The sequence below is a fragment of the Paenibacillus lacisediminis genome, assembly GCF_046567315.2.
The window spans coordinates 394,714-418,217 of the sequence record NZ_JBKIAX020000002.1; the positions used below are offsets into that span (position 1 = coordinate 394,714).

26 protein-coding genes are annotated in these 23,504 nt (G+C 43.3%); 4 read left to right on the plus strand and 22 right to left on the minus strand.

What is annotated here, in order from left to right:
• Positions 1–2: 2 nt before the first annotated feature.
• The 11 genes from ACLD72_RS05155 to ACLD72_RS05205 form a co-directional block, all read right to left on the minus strand.
• Complete coding sequence (locus tag ACLD72_RS05155; protein WP_458475591.1) at positions 3–182, minus strand: hypothetical protein; 180 nt, start codon at positions 180–182, stop codon at positions 3–5.
• A 136-nt stretch (positions 183–318) separates the two neighbouring features.
• Entirely contained in the window at positions 319–969 is a 651-nt protein-coding gene (locus ACLD72_RS05160) for a hypothetical protein (protein ID WP_410996392.1), read from the minus strand.
• A gap of 28 nt (positions 970–997) precedes the next feature.
• Positions 998–1,942: a WG repeat-containing protein gene (locus ACLD72_RS05165; RefSeq protein ID WP_410996394.1), complete on the minus strand. Its 945-nt coding sequence runs from the start codon at positions 1,940–1,942 to the stop codon at positions 998–1,000.
• A 16-nt stretch (positions 1,943–1,958) separates the two neighbouring features.
• Positions 1,959–2,291, minus strand: coding sequence for an MmcQ/YjbR family DNA-binding protein (locus tag ACLD72_RS05170; RefSeq protein ID WP_410996396.1), 333 nt, complete (start codon positions 2,289–2,291; stop codon positions 1,959–1,961).
• 42 nt (positions 2,292–2,333) lie between these two features.
• Positions 2,334–2,735, minus strand: coding sequence for a hypothetical protein (locus ACLD72_RS05175; protein WP_410996398.1), 402 nt, complete (start codon positions 2,733–2,735; stop codon positions 2,334–2,336).
• Between the two features lie 243 nt (positions 2,736–2,978).
• Positions 2,979–3,422, minus strand: coding sequence for an AAA family ATPase (locus ACLD72_RS05180; protein ID WP_410996400.1), 444 nt, complete (start codon positions 3,420–3,422; stop codon positions 2,979–2,981).
• 2 nt (positions 3,423–3,424) lie between these two features.
• Positions 3,425–4,162: a tRNA(His) guanylyltransferase Thg1 family protein gene (locus ACLD72_RS05185; RefSeq protein ID WP_410996539.1), complete on the minus strand. Its 738-nt coding sequence runs from the start codon at positions 4,160–4,162 to the stop codon at positions 3,425–3,427.
• A gap of 309 nt (positions 4,163–4,471) precedes the next feature.
• Positions 4,472–5,374, minus strand: a complete 903-nt coding sequence (locus ACLD72_RS05190; RefSeq protein ID WP_410996402.1) for a PfkB family carbohydrate kinase — start codon at positions 5,372–5,374, stop codon at positions 4,472–4,474.
• Complete coding sequence (locus ACLD72_RS05195; protein ID WP_128629780.1) at positions 5,361–6,707, minus strand: purine-cytosine permease family protein; 1,347 nt, start codon at positions 6,705–6,707, stop codon at positions 5,361–5,363. The genes ACLD72_RS05190 and ACLD72_RS05195 overlap by 14 nt, the downstream gene beginning before the upstream one ends.
• A gap of 3 nt (positions 6,708–6,710) precedes the next feature.
• On the minus strand, positions 6,711–7,706 hold the full coding sequence (locus ACLD72_RS05200) for an ADP-ribosylglycohydrolase family protein (RefSeq protein ID WP_410996404.1): 996 nt from the start codon (positions 7,704–7,706) through the stop codon (positions 6,711–6,713).
• A gap of 84 nt (positions 7,707–7,790) precedes the next feature.
• A complete protein-coding gene (locus ACLD72_RS05205) occupies positions 7,791–8,492 on the minus strand; it encodes a GntR family transcriptional regulator (protein WP_251591482.1) in 702 nt (233 codons plus the stop codon).
• Between the two features lie 572 nt (positions 8,493–9,064).
• Between ACLD72_RS05205 and ACLD72_RS05210 the strand changes: the two genes are divergently transcribed.
• Complete coding sequence (locus tag ACLD72_RS05210) at positions 9,065–9,211, plus strand: helix-turn-helix domain-containing protein (protein WP_410996541.1); 147 nt, start codon at positions 9,065–9,067, stop codon at positions 9,209–9,211.
• A gap of 65 nt (positions 9,212–9,276) precedes the next feature.
• Here ACLD72_RS05210 and ACLD72_RS05215 read toward each other — a convergent pair whose 3' ends face one another.
• From ACLD72_RS05215 to ACLD72_RS05245, 7 genes are all read right to left on the minus strand, one after another.
• The gene (locus tag ACLD72_RS05215; protein ID WP_410996406.1) at positions 9,277–9,606 is read right to left on the minus strand and encodes a hypothetical protein; all 330 of its coding nucleotides are present in this window, start codon (positions 9,604–9,606) and stop codon (positions 9,277–9,279) included.
• 29 nt (positions 9,607–9,635) lie between these two features.
• Positions 9,636–10,658, minus strand: coding sequence for a DUF3829 domain-containing protein (locus ACLD72_RS05220; protein ID WP_410996408.1), 1,023 nt, complete (start codon positions 10,656–10,658; stop codon positions 9,636–9,638).
• Positions 10,659–10,671: 13 nt separating this feature from the next.
• Positions 10,672–11,652, minus strand: coding sequence for a YiiG family protein (locus ACLD72_RS05225; protein WP_458475593.1), 981 nt, complete (start codon positions 11,650–11,652; stop codon positions 10,672–10,674).
• Positions 11,653–11,868: 216 nt separating this feature from the next.
• The gene (locus ACLD72_RS05230) at positions 11,869–12,894 is read right to left on the minus strand and encodes a zinc-binding alcohol dehydrogenase family protein (RefSeq protein WP_410996412.1); all 1,026 of its coding nucleotides are present in this window, start codon (positions 12,892–12,894) and stop codon (positions 11,869–11,871) included.
• Between the two features lie 25 nt (positions 12,895–12,919).
• A complete protein-coding gene (locus ACLD72_RS05235; RefSeq protein ID WP_410996414.1) occupies positions 12,920–13,387 on the minus strand; it encodes a YhcH/YjgK/YiaL family protein in 468 nt (155 codons plus the stop codon).
• 23 nt (positions 13,388–13,410) lie between these two features.
• On the minus strand, positions 13,411–14,466 hold the full coding sequence (gene yiaK, locus ACLD72_RS05240) for a 3-dehydro-L-gulonate 2-dehydrogenase (protein ID WP_458475594.1): 1,056 nt from the start codon (positions 14,464–14,466) through the stop codon (positions 13,411–13,413).
• Entirely contained in the window at positions 14,441–15,958 is a 1,518-nt protein-coding gene (locus tag ACLD72_RS05245; RefSeq protein WP_410996418.1) for an MFS transporter, read from the minus strand. Before ACLD72_RS05245 ends, yiaK begins: the two co-directional genes overlap by 26 nt.
• 271 nt (positions 15,959–16,229) lie before the next feature.
• Here ACLD72_RS05245 and ACLD72_RS05250 point away from each other — a divergent pair, with 271 nt between their 5' ends.
• Both ACLD72_RS05250 and ACLD72_RS05255 read left to right on the plus strand, forming a co-directional pair.
• Positions 16,230–16,919 (plus strand): hypothetical protein, encoded by a 690-nt coding sequence (locus ACLD72_RS05250; RefSeq protein ID WP_410996420.1) that lies wholly within the window; start codon positions 16,230–16,232, stop codon positions 16,917–16,919.
• Positions 16,920–17,264: 345 nt separating this feature from the next.
• Complete coding sequence (locus ACLD72_RS05255; RefSeq protein ID WP_410996422.1) at positions 17,265–20,168, plus strand: S-layer homology domain-containing protein; 2,904 nt, start codon at positions 17,265–17,267, stop codon at positions 20,166–20,168.
• Between the two features lie 78 nt (positions 20,169–20,246).
• Here ACLD72_RS05255 and ACLD72_RS05260 read toward each other — a convergent pair whose 3' ends face one another.
• Entirely contained in the window at positions 20,247–20,954 is a 708-nt protein-coding gene (locus ACLD72_RS05260; protein WP_410996424.1) for a GntR family transcriptional regulator, read from the minus strand.
• Positions 20,955–21,164: 210 nt separating this feature from the next.
• On the minus strand, positions 21,165–21,452 hold the full coding sequence (locus ACLD72_RS05265; protein ID WP_410996426.1) for a DUF6809 family protein: 288 nt from the start codon (positions 21,450–21,452) through the stop codon (positions 21,165–21,167).
• Positions 21,453–21,657: 205 nt separating this feature from the next.
• Here ACLD72_RS05265 and ACLD72_RS05270 point away from each other — a divergent pair, with 205 nt between their 5' ends.
• Positions 21,658–21,864 (plus strand): helix-turn-helix domain-containing protein, encoded by a 207-nt coding sequence (locus ACLD72_RS05270; RefSeq protein ID WP_128629791.1) that lies wholly within the window; start codon positions 21,658–21,660, stop codon positions 21,862–21,864.
• A 388-nt stretch (positions 21,865–22,252) separates the two neighbouring features.
• Here ACLD72_RS05270 and ACLD72_RS05275 read toward each other — a convergent pair whose 3' ends face one another.
• The gene (locus tag ACLD72_RS05275; protein ID WP_410996428.1) at positions 22,253–22,996 is read right to left on the minus strand and encodes a hypothetical protein; all 744 of its coding nucleotides are present in this window, start codon (positions 22,994–22,996) and stop codon (positions 22,253–22,255) included.
• A 178-nt stretch (positions 22,997–23,174) separates the two neighbouring features.
• On the minus strand, positions 23,175–23,504 hold the full coding sequence (locus tag ACLD72_RS05280; RefSeq protein ID WP_410996430.1) for a hypothetical protein: 330 nt from the start codon (positions 23,502–23,504) through the stop codon (positions 23,175–23,177).

Consider the following 23,504-nt stretch of genomic DNA (forward strand, 5'->3'; position numbering starts at 1 on the left):
GACTAGTCTCCTTCTTCCAACAAATCCATATCTTTGGCCCCTGCGTTAACCCATGTTATAAAATCCTCACTCACCAAAGAAGCAAACGCTGGGTCCATGACTCCGGTGCCGACTTGCCAAAGTTCCGTGGAGCTCTCATTCGCCACCATCAGGTAAAACTTGCCGCCGCCATTACTGCCCACAGCTAAATAACCCGGCGCGTACTCCGAGACCTCGTAGATTTGGTTTCTTTCAAACCCATTTCCGCTTCGACCTTGTTTATATCCTTGTCCTCAACCGCGGAATAAAGTTGGAAACTTGCTAAGGATTGCGGGTTGATCATAATAACCTCCGATTCAAACATGACTTTTCGCTGACATCTATGGCCCTTGCCTCACTTTTAATCGCTTTTCTTCCCGATCCGAAATGCTCACGAAAAAAGCTGTGATTAAACATTTTCCCCGGAGAATTTGTATATGTATGCCCTGCTTTTAAGGTGTGAGCCAGCTCAATACTGCTGCTTTTCATAAAGTCAAAGGGAACCGTTTCTTCAAGGTTAAATGTTAATGTGATTTTAGGCCTGCTCTCCGTAACGATCATGATCGATGCGTAGCAATCCTCAAGGAAGGATAACCTCCCCCCACATTTACATATAACATCACCTTCATCAATGGTATATGGCCAGCTATGATACCGTCTGCGCCCTATGTGGAAGTCACCTTCAACAAGCTTGAAGTCTGCGCCCTTGACGCCTTCGATTCGAACGTTTATTTTTCCATAAACAAAAAGTGAATCCTCCTCAGTACCAATCCCCAGGCTCTGCAGTTGATCCTTAAAATCATAAATATTGATCACGGTGTTCATTAGTTCGAATTCATAGATCCCTCTTAGATCGCTCGGAAAGTTCAGGAAAATCACCGGTGAAAATTCTCCATCATCCGCTACAATCCCGTCGAATTCTTCATTACTTATATCCAGCGTAATTATCATGGAGGCATAACCTTTCTATTTCAATTTATCACCAAAGGTCAAATTTGCTAGGTTTATAAACCCATTGACCATGACGATCAATGTAACCCCACTCGCCATCATAAGTGACTAAACCGAGTCCACTTTTCAATTCGTGTGCTGTATTAAACACATTTTTCAAAACATATCGCCCTTTTTTATCGATATAACCGTACCTATCTTTATTTTCAACTGGAGCCATTCCGTCGACGAATGCCCACACGGTTTGAAATTTGGGTTTGATCACTTTTTCTCCCAAGCTGTTCAAGTACCCCCACTTCCCTCCTGTCTTCAAGCGAAACCCCGCCAGACCTTCACTAAAATCTTTAACCTGGTAGTATTGGGGCGGGATTACGAATTCCCCGAGCTTATTGATGAACCCGTATTTGTCCCCATCGATCGAGACACCGGCCAAGCCTTCGGAAAACGGGGAAACTGACAAGAACTGAGGAGTAATCACCACATTTCCGGTTTCATCCATATATCCATCTTTACCTTCTACAGATACAAAAGCTAATCCATCCGAAAAGGCATCTATAAAATCATAATAACCAGGCTCAATAATTGCATTACTTTGCAAATCATATAGTCCCGCTGTTCCATTAATTAAAGCTGAAAATGTCCTGTTGGGATTAACGCCAACGATACGGTCAAAGATCGGTTCCACTACATACTGCCCGGTTTTGTTTATACAACCGTATCTACCATTTGTACCTACAATGGCAAGTCCATGCTCAAAATTCCCTTCATAACCATGATCTCCCGTTAGTTCTATCACCATTTCATTTTTCGAATTGATATAACCCTTTTTATTATGAAAACTCCAAACGTAAGCAAATCCCTCACTGAAATCACTTGCCATCTTATATATAGGAGGAATCACGAATTCTCCTGTATTGTTAATGAAGCCGTATTTTCCATCTACAAGGATTCTAAATAATGGTTGCTCCTCCATCCGGTCTCCTCCGTGTTTATTTCTTTTTAGTCAACACATAGCTCTGGCTTATCATTTCGTGTACTTCTTCCTCCGGAACGGTACCGTCAAGAATGATGGAATTCCAATGGTCTTTATTCAGATGAAAAGCTGGGACTACCGAAGTGTATGCCTGGCGCCAGAATTCCAAGGCCCCTGGTTCACACTTTACATTGATCCAGATATGGCCTTCTTTTTCAAAGATCCACGCAAACACTCTATTGCTTTTCGTGTGCCGCACTACGGTCCAATTCTTATCACGAAAAGGAGCATCTTTATATGCATGGCCCAAACTCAAGCAGTAATCAATGGCTTCTTGTCTATTTTTCATAGCTTGCCTCACCTCAGATTATACTTCTCTCTCCGGTCGGTTTCATAATCCTGTTTCATAGTCCTCCACCAGATGTGACCAATATCCCTCAACATTCTGCATTGCCAAGGGATCTAATTGTTCATACAGCCTACGCAGCTCACACGCATATTTATAGGAAGTATATTGACCTTGCCGTTTCATGGTCATTAACAATTCATTCCTGATTAAATGAAACAAGAAAAACGTTCTCAGGTTTTTATTAAGCGTATAGATTGAGGGTTGATGAAAAACAGAGCCAACGTATACCTCGTCACCACCTTCTTTCACGTAAAACCCATACTCCCCATATCCGTAATGGCCGATTTGGATATAGGTCACGCCTTCAATAAGCGTTTTTTGAAAACGATCCTTTTCATAGAATTCAAAATCACCAAGTTGGCCCGGTACACTAATCCTGGTCATGACGTCGGCATTATCAGGACTTATCCCGAGATGGACTCAATCATCGTAATCATAGTCCCGTGGCTTCTCAATGTCGTAATATCCGCGGATTTCTCCAATATCTAAGTTCATGCGCTCGTTCCTCGTATATTAGTTTCCTTTTTACAAAATCCCCACAGCTTCATCCCATGCCCGCTTATCAAATGCGGAATCCCTTAATATTTTCAAAGTTTCTTTGCTAATATTCAGCATTCTTCCCTACTTTCAATCCTTTGTCATCTTTTCAATCACAAACCCATCGTTATGCGACTTCACTAAATACAACTCGTCAAATCCCTCACTATATGAAGGGGGCTGCAATTTTTTTAATGTGCTTTTGATCCCTATTTCCGCGACCTTTTCTTTCCCTTGCCTCTGTTCGTTTCGCTCATACGATAAATCATAATTGGGTTCAAAATAATAACCCACGATTTTAAATTTATGTTTTTTAGCTAATTCGATATATTTTTTTCGATCCTCTATGGAAGGATTCGTATTATCCACCACAAAGGGCAGGCTGGTTCGAAGGGAGGCTTCCAGAAAAACATTCTCCCGATGCCTGGATTTTAACATGTCGAGGTTTATCCTCATATGGCTTTTAAAGAATTTCTCCTTGTAAAATGTTGATTTCCCGGAAGCCTGAATTCCGATGAAAATAACACATTCCATAATTATTCATCCTTCGACAAATACACGTATTGGTTTATGTACTCTCTATCCTGACTAAAAATCGGCGTATTGAGGTCAGCATCCCATTTGCTGCGTATCGCTTCTCCTTTTTTATAGAACTGCTTTGTAATGCATGCCCCACGTTTCTGCCAAACGGGCAAGTCGTTCCAATTGATGCCTTTCTCCAAGAACAGCTTATCCTGAAGTTTTCCCCCGTCCAACCCCTGCAGCTCCTCATGAGGAAAGTTGGCCTGGGCCACCATCGAAATACTGTTTTTAGTCGCGTCTTGTTGTCTCCAGAGAAAATAATTAGTGACTTCATCATGAGGAAGCACCCAAGCCCGGCTATCAAAAGTAGCCAGCGGTTTATCCGGATAGGCTTCTTTAATGACCTCATTGAACTTTGCGGTAGCCATTGAGGCCGAAACCGAAACCATCTTTTGCAGATTATTTTCAAACCAGGATTGCGTTGTCAGCTTGTCATAATTGGTCAAAAGAATCGATATCTCGTCACTTTGATGATAAATCAACTTGCAGCCCATCATATTTTGCGCCAGGTACTTGCAGGTCTCCCAAAACGCTTGAATTAACGCTTCATCGAACGGTTTTTTCATATCCCGTGTAAAGGTGTGAAAATGAGAGCCATCGATTCGAAGGATCACGGGGAGCCGCTGAGGAAGCGTTTGTCTGAAAATATTCTCATACCCCTTCATCCGGTTGCCAAAGTCGTCTTTTTTCATTATTTGTTCTTTAGTCTCCTTTTTAATCATCCATCCAAGGCCCATTATAGATAATTACGGAAACATCCTCAAACTGTTAATAAAAAACCTCTACCTAGGTAAATGTATCAAAATTCGATTTGGACTTTCCGATATATTGTAAAAGTAACTACCTCTGCCGCAAATATAAATGAAGTTAAATGAGAATTTAGAAACTGTCAGCGAATTTCAAACTTTCGCTGGGTATTCCATTATTAAAAATCCCAACCTCTCAGTTATATAAATGAGAGATTGGGATTTAATGATTCAACAATTTCGTCCCTATCTAATTTAGCAAAACGGATTTAGCTTAAATTTTCCGCCTTGCACCTGTACCGCTTGTGCGGCTGCTTCATTCCCTTGTTCGCATGCTTTTTCTAAAGACTGACCATGAAGCAATGAGGCAATAAATGCGCCTGTATGGGCATCTCCAGCTCCTATTGTGTCAACCACAGGCACCTTTTTCCCATCAAGAGTAATCATGTGTTCACCGTTGTAACAAAATGAGCCCTTGGGTCCTAACGTAACAACAACCTCACTCTGGGTGGATTGATGTAATCTTCGAACAGCTTGTTCAAGCTCCGGTTCGCCGGTGAGCTCCAGAATTTCACTTAGATTGCTGTGCACAATAGGCCTTAATGCAAAAAGTTTTTCCAAGTGCTCCTTTTTAATGGCAGAAATGCGCGGAGACGGATCAAAGATGATTTTGCCGCCGGATGAGTTCTTAGATAATCGATTAAGAATTACATCGGCTTTTTGTCCCTCAAGGGAATAACCCGTCAAATAAATATAACGATAATCCTCAAAATGGATCTGACTGAACCATTCGTCGTTCCAATATTCCTCGATTCCATTAAAGGTAATAAAGGTACGTTCCCCGCTTTCTTCTACAAGCGATAAGCTCCAACCATTGTCCTTGCTGGAATCTTCAATGAACAGTTTATGCCCATCTTCGTTAAACGCCTTTTTTATAATATCAGCGTGAATTCCTCTGCCGATTGGAACCATTAGATCATATTCGACATCCAGTTGCTTTAAAACATTGGCCACATTATACGCGCATCCCCCCACGATACGGTCAATCATTTCGCCCGGAATATCCTGTCCCGTTTCAGGGACGTGCTGAACTTTCGCGATCACATCGATGAAAACGCCTCCAATAAGCAGTACCCTATTACGATTAATCTTTCTCATATATAACCTCACTCGTCTGTTTAATTTTCGCTCGTATGGAGATGTAATAGTAACCTCCACTGATTAATAGAGTAATGGGGATGTAATAACTGGATTCAATAAAATTCTTCAGGATCAAAGCCGAACTGACACCTAAAATCCAGCCGACTACACCACCAGCATTAAACGGATTGAACGAAGAATCCTCCAACAATGATTTGCTGTATCCGGCGCGTCTTCTTAAGAAAGTATAGTCAATTAAATATATAGCTATCCATGCGGCTAAACCAATACCTAAATAACTTAAAAAGGTTTGGAAATTTCCCATAAAGTTGTTGGAAACAACAAGTACATAAAGTGGGATAATTGTGATTAGGACAGCATGAATAGAAATGGCAGTGGAGTCTTTAACCTTTAAATTAAACGAAGCAAGAATGAGTCTTGATGATTTCAGTCCAATAAAGCACATAGGAGTTATTCCTCCAAGCGCGGCAATTAAATAGATAATGGTCATCCACCCCGGTAAAACGCTTCCAATTAGTTCTATAGGATTTTCAGCACTCGCTAGTCCATCTACCTTGGACGCTAATAGAACGCCTGTTCCAATAATTAGAAATAGGGGAATGAACGCTCCTGCGGTCACATTCAAGATGATTGATCTTGAAGAATTCTTTCTGCTTTGATAGCGACTGTAATCAGAAGCCGCCTTCGTCCAAGTAAGTCCTGTTCCTATAATGACAAACATCAAGGCCGGCAAGAAGCTGGAAATCCATGATCCGGACTTCAAGCCAAAAAGATGGTGCCAATCCGTATTCGGTATGAGGAAAGCCAGTACGATAATGGTCAGGCCGCCAAAAATATAAGTAAAGAAAGCTTGGGCTTTAACCAGTGTTTCCTGGCTAAACGATACGGACGCCAATACCAAACCCGCAAAGATTAACCAGGCTATAAATTTTAAAGGTGTGCTTGTATTTAACCCGAATTCATTAAAGATCGACAGGAGCACCAAAGTGCCGGTCGTGACATTCACCGATAACCAGCCCACTTGGCCAAACCATCCTACTAAAGCCGGTATGAAATTACCTTTAAAGCCGAACGCTGCTCTGGACATGACGAAGGTTGGCGCCCCACTGTCACGTCCGGACAAACTCGCATACCCGACCAGTACAAAAGACAACGGCCCGAGAAGGGCAACTAAAATCGACTGAAAAAAGCTTAATTGGAAGTTTACAATTATTGCACCGTATACAATTCCTAATATTCCGATGTTCGCTGCAAACCACATAAAAAATAAATCCCGCGGTTTACCCGTTTTTTCACCATCTTGAAGAATAATTGTCTGCTCTTTCTCCATGAATTACACCCCTTTAAATTGTGACTTATGGGATTCTAACAAATGAGCATATTTTTTCAAGTCTACATTATTTTCACGATCAATGGTTTCAATCCAATCTTTACGGATCGCTTCGTAACCATATTTTGCTCCGCAAATAGCAGTCGCCATCGCGCCGATCGTATCGGTATCTCCGCCAAGGTTTGCACAGATTAAAGCACATCGATTCGGGTCTTTCGCATAATAGGCAATCGCCAGTGCAGCCGGAACTGATTCACTTGTCATTGTACCGCAACCAATGACATTATAAATTTTCTGTGTGAAAGTTTCTTCGTCATCCTGGTATCTATCAGCAAATTCAATGCCAAGCTTCAAGCGCTCCGGAATGGAGGCCGCAAAGGTTTCCGCCCCATTCATTGAAGCCAGTTCATAGATATTGAGAGCTCCCTTAATAATTTGCTCCCAGTTTTTGTCTTCTATTGAAGCGCTTACAGCATAGGCAATCATGGCCGCACCGCCGATGGATACATCAGTCGAGTGAGTTACTTTACTCACTTCATATACGTATTGCGCTAACTCTTTAGATTGAGCTGTCGAGAATAAGGCACCAATGGGAGCAATCCTCATTGCCGCCCCGTTTGTAAGCGCCTTGCTCGTAAATGTTTCTACATCTTTTCCTTCTTTAATTGCCAGGAGAGCCATTTTTGAACTTGGACCTAATATATTATTTTCAAAAGCATCGATTCGGATTGCCCAATTCAGGAGTTTTTCAGCAATTAAAGTGTCTGAAGGAATAAAATCATTTTCAATTAAAGCATCTAAAATAAGCAGTGCCTGTGTCGTATCGTCTGTAAATTGTCCTTTAGTAAAATTACAAGCAACGTCATTTTCTTTTGGACCATCTAAAAATTCAGTAATATTACCAAAATGAGATTTCACTTTTTTACGGCTCCACAGCTCAGAAGGCATCCCAAGCGCGTCTCCTATTGCCATACCATATAACATACCTAGTACCTTCATAAAATACCCCCCTCTTTTAACTTGTTCGGTTATTCGTACAAGTTAAAACGATAATATAATACGCCTGACGATCTGTCAAGCGTATTATATATACTGATTTAATTTAAACTGAAAATGCGGTCCATAAATAATGTGTATTTTTTCAATCTCCATGCCGTCCTTGCTATATACAGTTCCACTGGCCTCAAGCAAAGGAATTGGACTGTCCAGCTCCAATCTCTCGCACATTTCATCATTGCACATAATGGGGTTGATATCCAAAACTACATGATGTGGAAATATTTGATATTCCTTACGTAAGGTTTGATATAGAGAAGTACTATTAAAATCAAACTGATCAATACCTTTAAATAGTTCAAGAGGAAGCATGGATTGATCGATGGTCAACCATCTTGTTTTGTCATTTAACTTTGTTCCACGTACACGTTCCAGTTTAAAATAGGTAATATTGTTTTCTATAACAATTTCTTTTTTCAGCACTCTAGTAACAGGTTGTTGGTTCTTCTTTAAGGACAGATCGGTAAACCCTTGAAAGTTCCAAAGATTCTGTTTGGTTTGACGCAGCCTTACAAAAGCACCTTTCCCCTGTTCTTTTTCCACAAGTCCTTCTTTCACCAATTCTTCAACGGCTCTTCTTATGGTACTGCGTGTAATACCGAAATCTCTCATTAACTGATTTTCCGAAGGCAACACTTCACCCTCTTTTAAACTGCCATTTAAGATTTTTTCACGTAATTTATTTTTTAACTGAACATATAACGGGATATCATTATACTTGTTTAACATTTCATTTTCCCCTAAGCATTAATAGTGTTACATAAGTATTTCTTAACCATTATAACATATTCCAAACTATTGACTCTCAGAAAATTACAACGCTTTACGGTTCCTTTTAATTATTTTAACCTGTGTAATTGAGGTATACGGCGCGATATGCTAAGATAACAATAAATAAAGGAGTCGAGTGCCATCGGCTCCCTGCACGACACTTGGGTGGGAAACCTCCAAGATAATACGGAAGATAACCCGTTCCCTTGGCAGCTAACCTGGGCGGGTTATTTTCGTTTATTCAGAAAAGTGGCAACGCGAGGAAAACATCCCGAGCATAAGCACTTCCGAAAACGAAAATTTAGTGTGCTTGACCGGCTCGGCTCTGACCATTAATTGCAAATCATACAACTAACTTTATATACATTTACCTAATTGTTCGTCTAATTGCATTTCATACATCTATTTCCTCGTCTCTTTGCCTCTTCTTCGAAATATAGCGGAGTAATTGCAGGTTTTACACTTAATCAAGCGTTGTGGCAGCATTTGCGGATAAGTAATTGTACATAGTGCAACTATTCCATTCAACAATGACCAAGGAAGCCGGAGTTTGGGAAAGAGGGACGCGAACTCCTAGTTTAGAAGTTGCTTACGCTCTGGCTGATTGTTTTGATGTAAGCCTTGATTACCTTGTAGGACGCTCTGATGATTCCGTTAAAAGAAAAACACCACAATAGGAGCATCTGGCTCGTAGTGTGGTGTTCAAAGAATTTGCTCATGTTCATGTTATGCGAAGTTAACCCTACGTAAATATCGTTGCAACAATCAGAATAAATCCTATCACTAGGCCGATAGGGCCCCAGTAATGCATAGGGATAAAAAACAGACTATGCTGGAATCCCATTTGGTAGCGTTGCCCCGTTTCCATATCAACCAGCACTTTGCCCGCACCGGCGTTAAGCGTTTTTCCTATATACCAGACAATAACTCCTGACACGATGAACACAAAAGCCAGCGGCAGCCGGGCATCTATTATGTCAAGCCCCAGAAGGGATAATAAACCATTGACAATAAAAAACAAAACCCCTGGGATAACAATATTTAATATTCCCAGACCTTTCCAAATAATCATGCAAAAACTTCCTTTCTCAAAATCAACCCTTATTCAGGTCCAATGATAAACACATAGTATTCCAAAATGGCCTCCTGCAGCTTCTTCTTATAGTCTTTGGGCGTGCCGTCTTTGTTGTGTTCATCGAACGTCCGCGATTGCTCGGCCCGCTGCAGCAAATCGGTGGCGGAGGCTTTCACCAGCATGATTTTATGTTTCAGCATGTTTCCATACGAATTATAGGTGTCCAGCCCTTCCCGCTTTACCCGCTCCGGATCGTCAGCCAAGGCGATATACTGGGCTACTTCTTCTGTAAGCCGATCGTACAGAACCCGGTAGGATGCGGCATCGAGGCCGTTTAATGTCTCCGATGTCACGCCCTGCCTAATCAGTTCGTCTTCAATCGCTTCCGCTGCCATGATCGATGCAAGCGCATGGTACCGGATCATCTGATCGTTTGCCTTAAAATCGGCGAGGTCCAGCTTTCGCTGCTTCATAAGCGACTGATGCAGATTAGCCGTAAAGTCTTCCGCAAGCGGCTCCCATTCCTTCAGCAAAACCTGCAGCTGTTCATGCAGCGTTTTCCCCTTCGCAAAATTGTCATCGACGTAAAATTTGAACCTGTAATAGGTATCGATTTCGCCAAGCATCTTGACCAGATCTTCCAGCTTTGGAGCAAGCTTCTTCACAGCCTCATCGACATCGGGCAGAGCCGGCTGTTTAACGGCCAATTCCGTATACTCCGCCAGTTTATAGGTCTCTTTAAGCTCCAGATTTACGCCCCACTCCAGATGAGCCTCTTTGTGCAGAACGAATTTTTCCTTATGTCCGAACCGTTCTCCGTACCGTTCCAGAACATCGGCTATTTCGCCATGGATATAAATATCCAGGGCGCTATAGCCGGCGTATTTCCGTGCCGCCGCTTCCGTTCCGGGCTTTTCTTCCTGGGTGGAGGCAGCCTGCTTTGTTCCTTCCGGCCGGATGATCTTCACCAGCTCCAGCGGCGCCTGGCAGGACGAGAGCAGTACAACCAGAAGGCTTAAAGATACAACAACGCCCCACCTTACTCTCATGCTTCTCATCGAATTAATTCACAACCGTCATCCTGATGCTGGTATTGTAGGCATCCACGAGGAAAGAGACCTTGCGGTCAAACGTTGACAAAATCGCATTAGAACCGCCTGTCGTCACTTTGCCTTCCGTGTCGCTGTTAATTTCCGGGTCTTGTTCCTGCAAAATTCTGAGAATATCGGTTGCCGTTACTTTTACCCCTTCCATGCTTGTCCGGAATATTTCGAGACCTGGCCATCCTTCTTTCTTCGACCGATCTGCATCCTTGGAATATTCAAAATAATGCTCGATATCCTCGGTCAGCAATTGATACAATTTCTCATATTCCTCAACATCGAAATCCAGAACGTTATCGTTCCCAACTCCCTTATTGTAAAAAGCCTCCTGAATCTCCTGCGCCCGCAATACGGTGCTCATCGCGTAGTAGCGTATCAGCATATCTTCATCCTTCAGCTTCTCCGCTTCCGCATACTTGCGCTCATTCGTGATCTTCGCAAACTCCTCGTTGAATTGCTCTCTTGCCTCTATGTACTTCTCAAACAATGAAATAAAACGCGTATGTAATTCGCGGCCTTGCTTAAAATCGTCATCAACATAGGTTTTCGCCGTGTAGTAATTTTGAATGTCATTATTCGCTTTCATCAGATCTATAATGATCGGCATTAACCCTTTCAATTTCTCATCCGTTGCGCCATAGGACGGCTCGGCGGAGGCAAAATCCAATGTTTTACCGGCATGCTCGAGCACGGTCGGAATAAACGGCGTTGTGCTGAACCCGTCAAACCTGTCATCGATGTAAATTTCCTTCTCCGCTCCAAACTCATTCACATAACTGCTGAAAACAGAGTCATACATCCCCCCGTTAATCTGATTGCTAAGGTCAATGTATTCGTTATACTTGAGCGAATCCTTCACCTCGTTTCCGCCGGCCGCCCCCGTAAGTTTCCCCGCTGCCGGCAGGCTGCATGCCGTTGTCGCTATTGCGATCAACATCATACACAAAAATAAATTTACAACTTTCTTCACTACATTCTCTCCCTTTTTGTCTTAATCTCTGTACCTTTATCTATATCGGCTGGAAGAGGCGGATTTGAATAGGAGTTGGGGAAATCATTAACGCGGACAAAAATAAAAACATCTGTAAAACCCGCACTGTTATAAGAAATAACAACAGGATATGACAGATGTTTCTCCTAAGTCTTCGGTCCGTCTCTATTTCGTATGGAGTTCCAGGACTACTTTCCGAACTTGGTTGGGATGGGTTTCGATAAGCTCGATCGCTTCACGGAAATCCACCAACGCCAAACGATGTGTGACAAAAGAATTCACCGCGATCCTTCCGCTGTTAAACCATTCTATCACTTCAGGAAACTTGCCCGACTGCAAACGGGAGCCCGCTATGGTTACTTCTTTCTTGGTAATGGGCAGCTGCGGAATTTGCGACGGAGTTTCGCCAAAGCCGAGAACAACGACCCGCCCGGCCACAGAGGTCATTTCCACCGCCTGTTCGAAGGTTTTTTCCGTACAAACCGCATCAATCGTTACGTTCGGACCTAATCCGCCCGTTATGCGCTTAATCTCGTCGGCCACATTATCCGTAAGCGGATTCAAGGTATAGTCGGCGCCAACTCCCTTAGCATATGCCAGCTTCTCATCGCTTAGGTCGGAAATCATGCACAACGCGCCTTTGAGTTTGGCGACCTGCAGTGCACACAATCCGATCGGACCCGCTCCCATAATAAAAACATAATCTCCGGCCCGGACATCACCACGCCAGTTCGCTTGAGCGCCGATCGTGAACGGTTCGACCAAAACCGCCTCCTCCCAAGCCAAACGCTGGTCCACTTTATGCACTAAATGCTCGGGAAGGACGATATATTCCTGGAAGGAGCCATCCTTGTGAACTCCATACACCTGCAGCTTGGCGCACACATTTTTGCGGCCGGCTTTACAGGCATAACATTGTCCGCAGGTTTCGATCGGCTCCATCACCACCTTGTCTCCAGGCGACAGCCGGTGGACATCTGCGCCGACTTCTACGATTTCCCCAGCCATCTCGTGTCCGATTACGCGCGGGTAGGTGGCAACCGGAGAAGTTCCGTGATAAATGTGCATGTCGGAGCCGCATATGCCCACCATGCGAACCTTAATCAGCACCTCGTTACAGTGAATAATCCGCGGCATTTCTTTTTCGATCAGTCTCATTTTCCCCGGTTCTACAACTTGTATCGCTTTCAATCCACTCACTCCGTTCTCTAGTAACTTATAGTGAATCAGCCGGGATTTTGGCTACCAATTTTCTTATAGTTTCGGACTCATTGGTTTTAACCAAAGGCTTGTGCAAATCCCATGGGAAACAAATGGAAAAATCGCCCGGTTCCAAATGCAGTTTCATCTCTCTATCACTATTTTCCAGAAGATATAGATCGTCCTTGGGCAGTTCTTCCTTAACCTTCACATTGCGATCCAGCGCACAAAAAATGATCGTCTCTCTTCCTTCGATAACGTAATGCAAATCGATATACTTCTTGTGCCTTTCCAGCGTTCTTTTACTTTCATCTTCTGTTGTTCCATGAAACACCTTGATGACAACAGAGTCTGATTGATATGGAAGAACGCCATCCTCAACCGAATCGAAGGCCACACTTTGCAAAAATTCAAGAACATCAGCAATTACATTCGGATACTCTTTGCGGGCTGTCTCCAATAATTCAATGTTACCGAATATCATTTAAGCTCATCCTTTCTCCTGAATTATAGAGACTGTACTTCTTTCCAAACTTCATCATCAACCAGAATGCCATTCTCCAGATGATCTTTGCGAACATTAGCCGCAATTTCACCGGGGTAGAATACTTCTCCGCCTTCTTTATCCGGCACAGACGTTTTTACGTAATCAGCAATGCCGTCGGCCACGCTCTGCGTATACGCTTCTCCGCCAATTTGACTTGGGTCCACGACAATAAAGACTTGTGAGCAGCCCCCGCAGCTTCCTTCTTGAACCTTATCGATTTCATTGGTTGGAAGACCTACGGACATCATAGCGGCAAGGGCATCAAGCACAACCGCGAAGCCCGATCCTTTCCAATAACCCATTGGTAAAATACGCATCGATTTTTCAATCGGGCCTGGTTCGCTGGTTAAATTACCGTGTTCATCAAAACCTCCGGGGAAAGGAAGAAGTTCGTTTTTCAAACGTGTAACCTGCAGTTTTCCATAAGAATATTGGGACATAGCCATATCAAGGACGATAGACCCTTTTTCTCTAGGTACGGCCATAACAAACGGGTTGTTGCCTAAGCGGGTATTCTTGCCTCCCCAAGCTGGCATGCAGGATTCCGTATTGGTCCAACTAATCGCAATAAATCCTTTTTGGGCCGCTCTCCAGCCATAAGTCCCCCCGCGCATCCAGTGGGTCGTATTTCTTAGCGTTACAATACCTACACCATTTTCCTTGGCAATCTCCATCGCTCTGTCGACCGCTTTAATCGCATTCAAAATACCAGGGCCCCGGTTGCCATCGTATATTTCAATAGATCCTAATTGTTTGAACAAGGTGGGTTCGGCATTCACGTCAACCCAGCCCTTTTTTACATAATCGACAAAGCGTGCTACACGATTCAGTCCGTGCGAATAAACGCCGTCGCAGCTGGTTTCGGTATGAACTTGTGCGCAAATATCGGCTTTCTCCTCTGTCATCCCAACACTCATAAACGCTCGTTTAATTTCGTTTTTCATGGTTTCAAAAGGTACTCTGGTCATAGTAATCGCTTCCTTTTCTGCTTTAGGAATGTTTAAGTCTTGCATCATAACCTACGTTGTTATTTCCCCAGTTTTGCTCGTACGGCCAACCTGTCAGATCCTCAACCACTTTCTTAGTATGGGAATCAACATCGGCCATGGAACCACCTTTCTTAAGACGTTCCACTTCGTTAACCAAAGTGGTATGATTTTTTTGGGTCAGCTTAAAGCGTAAGGAAACTAGGAACCCGAATATTAAAAAGATGAAGGTCCCTACAAAGAAAACGGTTACAACTCCGTTTATAGCTTGCGGGGATTGTAATGTACTACCCGAAATAAAACCAAACTCCTCCAATACCACACCTACCAGGAATAACGCAACTGCCTGAACTGCCTTACGAACAAAGGTCATGATTCCTGCAAATATACCTTCACGTCTTCTTCCTGTAAGAACTTCATCAACATCGGCCATAAAGCTGTAAATATTCCAACAGATATAGAAGATGCCGCTTTTTGCAATACCGATGATGGCCCCGGCAAGATAAATAAGAAAGACGATCTGGTTAAGATGAAATAGATAAATGCCCACAAACGATAAAACCCCTAAAATAAACACAATCTGAGCTAATTTATAAGAAGCTCCATTTCCGATTTTTAGGCACAATCTTATGAAAATGGGTACAAAACAAAACTGAACAATCGACATAATCGTTAATGTCCGGGAAGCCAATACACTGCTTTGCATCAGCACGAAGACCACGAAATAGGTAAATACTGAACCTAAAATATCATTGGCTACAAAACCGCCCGTATACATCCCTACATGATGCCGGAAGGTCTTCACTCTCATCGTGGATGCGAGTTCAATGACTAAGCGTTTCATGTCTTGCAAGAAATTGATCGTAGGTTCATCGCCTTTAATTTCCACTCTACGTTCCCATGTGAATCTCCATAGAATGAAAGTACCCAGAGAAAACAAGCAAGTAAAAATTAATCCCATGTAAAGGAACGACAATGGTGATTTTTCACCAAAGGTGCTGATCAGAAGCCCCGGCACCCACGCTGCTAAAATACCGGCTCCGGTCGAAAAGAGCATTCTAACCCCTGTTAACTTGGAACGAACCTTGAAATCATTGGTCATTTCCGCGGCCAGTGTCTCGTAAGGTACAATAACCATAGAGTACACGATATCAAAAGCTAGATAGGTGATGAGATAGTACCAAAATCCAAAGCCGGATACCCATAAAGATGCATACACTAACATTGCCGGAATGCCTAGGATGAAGAAAAAACCTCTTCTGCCATATCGCTGACCTAGCTTGGTCCGATAGAAATTGTCCGTGATGTAACCCATCACTGGATCTAGTACTGCGCTGAATACACGAGCAATAGCCAATATAGCTCCAGTTTCCATGGGGCTAAGACCTGCGTAGGTCGTGTAGAAAAACATAAGCCATAGCCCTAAAATAGCGTAACAACCGCCGCCAAAAAAATCGCCTACGCCATAAGCAATCATATTGCCAAGCTTCATTTCCTTTGTTGCACCGTTCTTTAGTAACATGGCTTCATCCCCTTCTGCAACTTGCTATAAAGCGCTTTCTCAAAACTGCTCATCTGTACAGACATCTTTAAGCCGGCCTTGAGTGAAATACTAGCATACATTATGCTAGTATACAAGTTCAAGTTTGTGATCATTTTGTCACTACCCAAAAATAGTTCTTTTGCCCTCCGATCCTATTTTCTTCTAAAATTTAACTGTTAGTGGAATTGTTGAAACGCTATAATGCTAATGATCATTTGCGTGGATTTGGAGAAAAAAAGGAGAGAAAAAGATGTTGAAAAAATGGCCATTATTCTTGATGATTGGTATTCTCATGGTGGTATCTGCGGGCTGGAATAGCGGAGTATCTTATGCGGCTGCAGCATACACTTGGGATAAGTATAAGGGCACGGAGGTCAGGACCTATCGATTGGCCGCGTTATCTGGAAGAGCAGGATCTATGGATCAGGAAAAATTTTTTGACGCAATCAGCGAAACCCCAAATGTATACGGAGGGTTCACCGGCTATAAAACAGGGAAAACAACTGGAGTTGCAACCGTGAGTGTAACGGATGGGGTTTATAAATATACGGTTGTTGATTTTATTCGCGATGTGGAGCCTGAAATTGTAGAATACGTAAATCCAAGAGGCGGGATCCCCCACCGCTGGAACGGAACCGATGATATTCGCATTTTTATGAGAGGATCGGAAGCGGCTGCTTTGGCAGAGTTGTTTTATGAGGGGACACCAAGTGAAGGACGATATCAGTTTAATGCTGACGATGTTTACCTGGTTACGTTCTGGTCCAGTACAGTAAGACCGATCAGTGGAATGTCCGCTGAAGCGTTAATCGAAGAAGGAGAACCTGCGTTTATAAATCGAGAGCTTGTAGGTCAAGTAACAAGCGAAGATTCTGCGGCTTATCCGCAAGATGGAATTTCAAACGGCTATTATTATGTTTTTAAAGGGTTCACAGAATAAAGAATAACAGAGCCAAACAAGATAACATTTTGTATTCTCCATACCGAATGGAGGCACATGATGTTATCTTTTTTTATTCTAAACACTCAATTACCAATGAAAACCATTGTTAAGTGATAGGGAATTATGGCTTTAAAAGGTATGTTGCGAGAACCATTTTTTTTGCTGATTTTATTCATTCCCAGGGAGATTATTCCGATAATTCAAGTATATACAGTTTGGTGTTTAATGTAATGAAAATGAAAACCCGTTTGAAAAAAGAGGCCTATTTTCAAGATTAACATGGAGGTGCAGGCGTAAGTGACCTTGTGCTATCTCGCAAAGGAGGTTCGATGATCTGAAATAATGAAGTGTGAAAAAAAGTTAAAACGAATTAGGAGTTACATGGCTGGTTTACTGGCTGTTTGGTTGTTCTGCATACATAGTGTTCCCGTTTTTGCGGACAGAACCTTTAACGATATTGAACATTCCTATGCGGCTGATGCGATTGAGGCCATGGCTGCTCAAGGTTATGTTACCGGTTATAAGGATGGGAGCTTTCGGCCTTTGCAATTTATCTCGCGGCAGGAATGGGCAAGCATTTTCGCTAAAACCTTAAAGCCAACAGCGAATAACAAAGGCCTACCTTCTTTTCGCGATGTGTCACCATGGGCTCTCCCCTATGTACAGGTCTTGCAGGAAGAGAACATTACTGAAGGAATTGGCGGCCAATTATTCGGTGCCAAGCACAATCTGACTCGCCAGGATATGGCCGTTTGGTACGCCAGGTATTTCGGTGTTTCTGAAAATACCCCGTCCTCCGGTATATCCAGCTTTGCGGACCGGTCCGATATATCGGACTATGCACAAACAAGCGTGTGGCTAATGGAGCAATTAGAGCTGATTGAGGGGGATACGAATCATTATTTTCATCCCAAACAATTCGTGAAACGGCAGGATGCTACGCTGGTTGCTTATCGAGTATGGCTTGGCGGCGACGAGCTGAGAGAACGCGCCAAGCGTTTGCTGGATTCATCAGGAAATGAAGCTGCAGCGGCGAATCCGCCGGCCAGCCCACCGGAACCGAATAAGGTAGCGATCGATCTGGCGCCGGAAATTAGCGGCCAACGTGCGAATCCGCAAATCGCGGAGCCTGGAAGCCATAGTCCTAGACCTGATCCACCAGCAGGTCCGGTAACGCCAACAGAACCGAAGCCGCCAGATCGGCCAGTGACACCACCAGGGTCTGATCCCAAACCACCAGTAACACCGCCTGTGACACCACCAATAACTCCGTCAGACCCCCCGGTGCTTCCACCGGATGATTCTGTGGATTTTGTAGCGGATGAGGTCGCCATCAAGGCGCCGGAGCTGGTAAATCAACCGGAAACGTATCCTTTGTATCAGCTGTCCTTTCAGCTCTACGATAAAGGGCGGCCGGTAAGCATTCCCGCGGCCAGCGTCACAAGTGTTACTTATACATTTAGTGATGAATTAGGCGTTTTTGATGCACAAGGGAAAATCGCACATGCCGAAAAGATTCCGGCGGCTGATAGCTTCATTCCTGTAGGGATAAAAATCACCATTGCCAAGCCCTATCAGGTACTTACAGCACAGACCAAGCTGATCGTAAAAGGGAAAACTCCTCCAGTAGAGGACCCAAATGTAATCAGGTCCGTCTACTTGGCCACGTATACCATCCCACAGTCCATTACTCTAGACCCTGCAGCCTGGAGTATGCCCTATGTATTTCAAAATGCAAAGGGAGAGGTAATACCACAAGGTTTGTTACCGTCAGACTTGAAGCTTCGGATCGAGGATTCCAGGGGAATATTTGACGAGGATGGACGCATAGCCAACCTGCATCTGATTCCTGCAGTGGGCTCTGTCATTCCATTCAAAATCGAAGTTGAATCACCATCCCAGGGAATTCACTTCATATCCGATGCCGAATTAACGGTAGCACCCGGAGAACGCAAAAAGCAATATTTTGCTGTCTCGATCATGCTGCAAGGACAAGTTGCGGGCAGTACGACCACGGTAGAACAAATCGAGCAGGCTCGTCAATTGCTGATGGACCACTTTGGCCCGAACATAAAAGTAACTTGGGCCATGGAAAATAGATTTGTTTTCGTAGAAACGAATCGCCCGCAGCTTAAAAAGGTGTTGGAATACGTCGATCAGTATGGTGATGAAGTCGGTATTTTGGACGGATATCCGAATAACCTGTATGAGCTCCCTTTTTGGGAAGCGCGGATGAACGAGTGGTTGTATATGTATCGGTATAATGCACTCAATGAGCTGCACCAATCCGGTACATTGGGGTCGCCTTCGGTGTTTGAAAGCATGGATACGGACCAATATCGGAAGTATCTGCCTAAATCATTGACCAGCTTTACGGTGAATCCCGAGCAAACCCAATGGCTTAAAGATCACTTTAAGATCACTTCCGCGATGGGGTGGTCGGCTACACAATATAATGTGAACGGCATGTATGGTGAGGGTTCACCTTTGATGCCTTACTGGTCCAATAAGGACAATCCGATGGTCCCTGCGCAAGGATTTACTGATCATAGCGGTACCGTATTCATGAACTCGATTACGATTGATCCGATTGGATCACGCTATACCAAAGATTCCTCACGCTGGACTCTCCATCCGGGTGACCCGTATGTGAATGAAACGGATGCGGCACCACAACTGTATATAGCACAACAATATTTAGATAATCCGTTTCAACGTATAAATACGGTAAACTACATGTCCATTATTTTGGACATTAACTGGCTTGCCAGCAACCATAACATGTCGCAAATCTGGGAGAACTTTGTGAATCACTTCCCTGCCGACCGCGAGGTTGAGATTGTAGGCGTGGACGGACTGAAACAGATTTATGAATCATTGGCCGGATCGAATAATGATCATGCGGAATTTACGCTCATGTTTAGAGGCTCCGGCATTAAGACGGCTATGGACTCCAATAATTCGCCGGCCAATCTGCGCTATTTGTGGACGGAAAACGCCTCACAGCGGATTATTTTATCCAAGGAAGATGGAGACGAAGCATGGTCTATTATTGATTTTACCGACTATACCCGCGTTCCGGTTCCAAAGACACCCTACAACTTGAATAAGGACACGGATGTAAGCTATGTCACCGGAAGGAACTTCAAGCTAAATCCTACGGCTCCGTTAACAGCAGAGGAAATTCAGCGCATAAAGGATCGTTTGAAGGAGATTTACTTCGCGGAAGAAGTGAATTATCAGTGAGAGTCTGAAGCGGAAGATGCTTTGGAACCTGAGGTTAAAGAACAAGAACCGAGAGCATATCGCTTTCGGTTCTTGTTTTCATTCTACGCTTTGAAAATAATGCGAGTACTTCTTAACCAAATCCGGCGTGCAATATTCAAGCGACGTAATGTGCTCTCTGATCAGTCGTTCCGTTTTCTCTTCATCATTAACGGTTATGGCTTCGAATATTGCCTCGTGCTCGCTTACAAGCTGTTTCATATGCTTCGTTTCCAACAGTTCTAAATACCGCATGCGGTTTAAATGGCCGCGCATTTGATTGATGATCGATATCAACGTGGAATTCCCCGTAAGCTCCAACACCGCACTGTGGAAGCTCTCATCAAGCTCAAGGAACCTATCGAAGTTTTGTTCATCAATGATTTTTCGATGCTCTTCCAAAATCCCCCTGATCTGCTGATACCCCTTCTCGAAGGCAGCATCGTTTGCGTTCCACTTCCTGGCCGCTTCTTTAAAAGCGCTCACCTCAAGACTTACACGTACAAAGCGAGCCTCCTCAATCTTCTTCTTGGACATATATGCGATTCGGGCGCCGCGCTGCGGCAGGATCTCGATTAACTCCTCTGTCATCAAACGGCGGAAAGCCTCCCTGATCGGTGTCCGGCTTACCCCCAATGTGCTCCCTAACTCCGATTCAAATACGAGCTGCCCCGGTTCCAACTGCAACGTAACAATGGCCCCCCGAATAACCTGATAAGCATGGTCGGACAGAGTGTTCCTATTTTTGGAAATATTCGGTAAATTCATATTCTCACCTTACCTAAATGTACTACGATAAGATTATTATACTAGTATGCAAGGATTGGAATCAAACTTTAATATTACGGTAACATTGAATACCTGTACCAACATAAATATCCTAAACCAATTTTGCCTCATAGCTAAAAAAAAGCTTGCTCCCACCATAAAAGTAGAAACAAGCTTTTATAAATTGCCAAGTGTTACCGCAAATTACCTTCAACCATAAAGAAGCTCTTCCTTAGCTGCGTACACTTCCATCATCATTAACGCCACAAGCTGAAACCCATTTACGAAAGAAGATGTAGCCTGCATCGACTCGGTTTGTCTGTGTAAATCGAGCAGCGTTTCAAGCTGGTTGAAATTATCGGCAGACAGTTTCCCTTTCCACATTCCTTTGGCTTCAGATATCTCTCTTCTTATTCTACGGAACTCGGGATCTCTCGGGACGATCTTCTCTTCCGGACGAAATTCACCACAATATAATGCTTCCAGCATGCTTTTCATTTCCATCTTCTTTTCAAGAGGATTTTGGTGTTACTTGAAGGAGAGAATTACGCAATAAGTAGTTGAATTATTATGTATTGTAACGGTGTTCCGTATCATATTTTTATTTTATCACGGCACACCGTTACATTCAAGAGGATTTTCATGATATCATGAAGAAAGTATTAATACTTGAAACGAAAAAACGTTTGGGGGAAATTAATCAATGCCAATCCGGCTTCGTTTAAAAGAAATCTTAGAAGAACGGGGAATGAGTCAGCGAGAACTCGCCCGTAGAATGAATATCCGGCCAAGCACGGTTAGTCATCTCTGCTCCGATAAAGTCAATGCCGCCTATTTTGACACCCTGGAACAGATTTGCAAAACACTCAACATCAGCTTGCATGAACTTCTTGTAATGGATGACGACTAAACAAATATAGCTGTAGGCTAACGTAAACATGAAAGGTAACGAGGACATCTGCCCAATTAGCAAAATTTCCAAAAAGGAACTCCTATATTATTAAGTTAGGTTAAGCCAAACGTCCTTAAGCATAGCAAAAGACTTATTCTTATTAGTTTAAATTGGAATAGGACAACAATCGTCCGATGTGTTAGCCCTGGCTTCTGAATGCACTCCTTAACAGGATGATTCATGGATGATTGCTCCTTTCGAAATGTTTTCCTTTATAGGTTAGACACTCTACAGGCAGGATTCACAACAGACATACAGGGGCATGAGAAAATCTTGATTTTGTCACATCGGAATTACACATCAGTAACAAGGCAGCCTCCGATCCCGTAATTCTTGAGTCGGTGTTTCATCTCTTAGTTCCAATACCTAGCCCAGTCGCTCCCTCCTCTGAGTAGCTTCCTTCTACGACGAATTGCATGCTCTTTAGGAAATACTCCCTGTTCTTCTCCAGCGTACTCAATCCATAGTTATTTTGCTGCCATTCCCTATATAGCTTGACGATCTCCATGTTTCCGTCATCTTTGGACATTAAGCTAAATAACGTGTCCCTATCTAACACATATTTGATATAATACCCTATCAATAATTCCATATCGTCTCCCGTAATTCGGGTTCCGTCCGACTTGAACACAGGTTGCGTACGCAGCCGCATTTCCTCATATTCGGCAAGCAGGGCTGCCACAGCGTCCTGGGACATAACCTGGATATCCTTTGGATTTTCGGGACTTTCCAGCGTGATCTTATCGGATACTACATCAATGCTTTGGTCCGCTTCGCTCATCATCAGGGTGCTGCCCTCACACAAGAGCGCCACTGTTTTGCCGGCCGATAAGTTCACATTCACCCCTTCGCTCGGAATTGTCTCCTCTGCCCCGACGAAATCCGGGTTGATTCGGATGTTCTTGGCCGTCAGGTCCAAACTCCCTTTGCCTGTGACCAAAATGCCGCTACCCTCCAGTAGCGTAATTTGCGCTGCGCCGCCGGTCGCATGCAGCTTCACCTGATGATCGTCCAGCAATAATGATTTGTTTCCCGGTGAAAACCATTGCTTGCTTCGCGGAACTCTTGGAGTATCTTTACTTTCAAGCACGGTTAGTCATCTCTGTTCAAATAAAGCCAACACCAACCAATTTTTATATTTTAGAACAGATTTTTAAATTACCGCCATTATATTAGCTTGCTAAGAAAAAAGGTGGTAATTGTTTCGCAACAATTTACCACCTTTTTTTGTTGATCAAGTTACTGCCTGTCTAAGTTCTATCGAAATTCTAAAATATATATAAGATCGTATCATCACTAATAAATGCATCTGGTATGACTTTTTGCAAATTCTCTAATCTTCCCTCCATATATTCTAAATCCGTCCCATTTAAATTTTGTATAGCCCAGTTCCTTAATAAATCGAGTTCTACTAAAACATCGTCTAATTTTGATCTATCAAATTCAGCTCCCTCTTGTATATATTTTATTCCCAAGTCATGTATGGCTTTCTCCCAATATTTCTCATAAAACTTTTGAGATGAAATGTTCTCACTTAGAGTAAGTTCTGAATCGCGGTCATTGATATCACCATTATATCTAAACAATCCAATTGACAT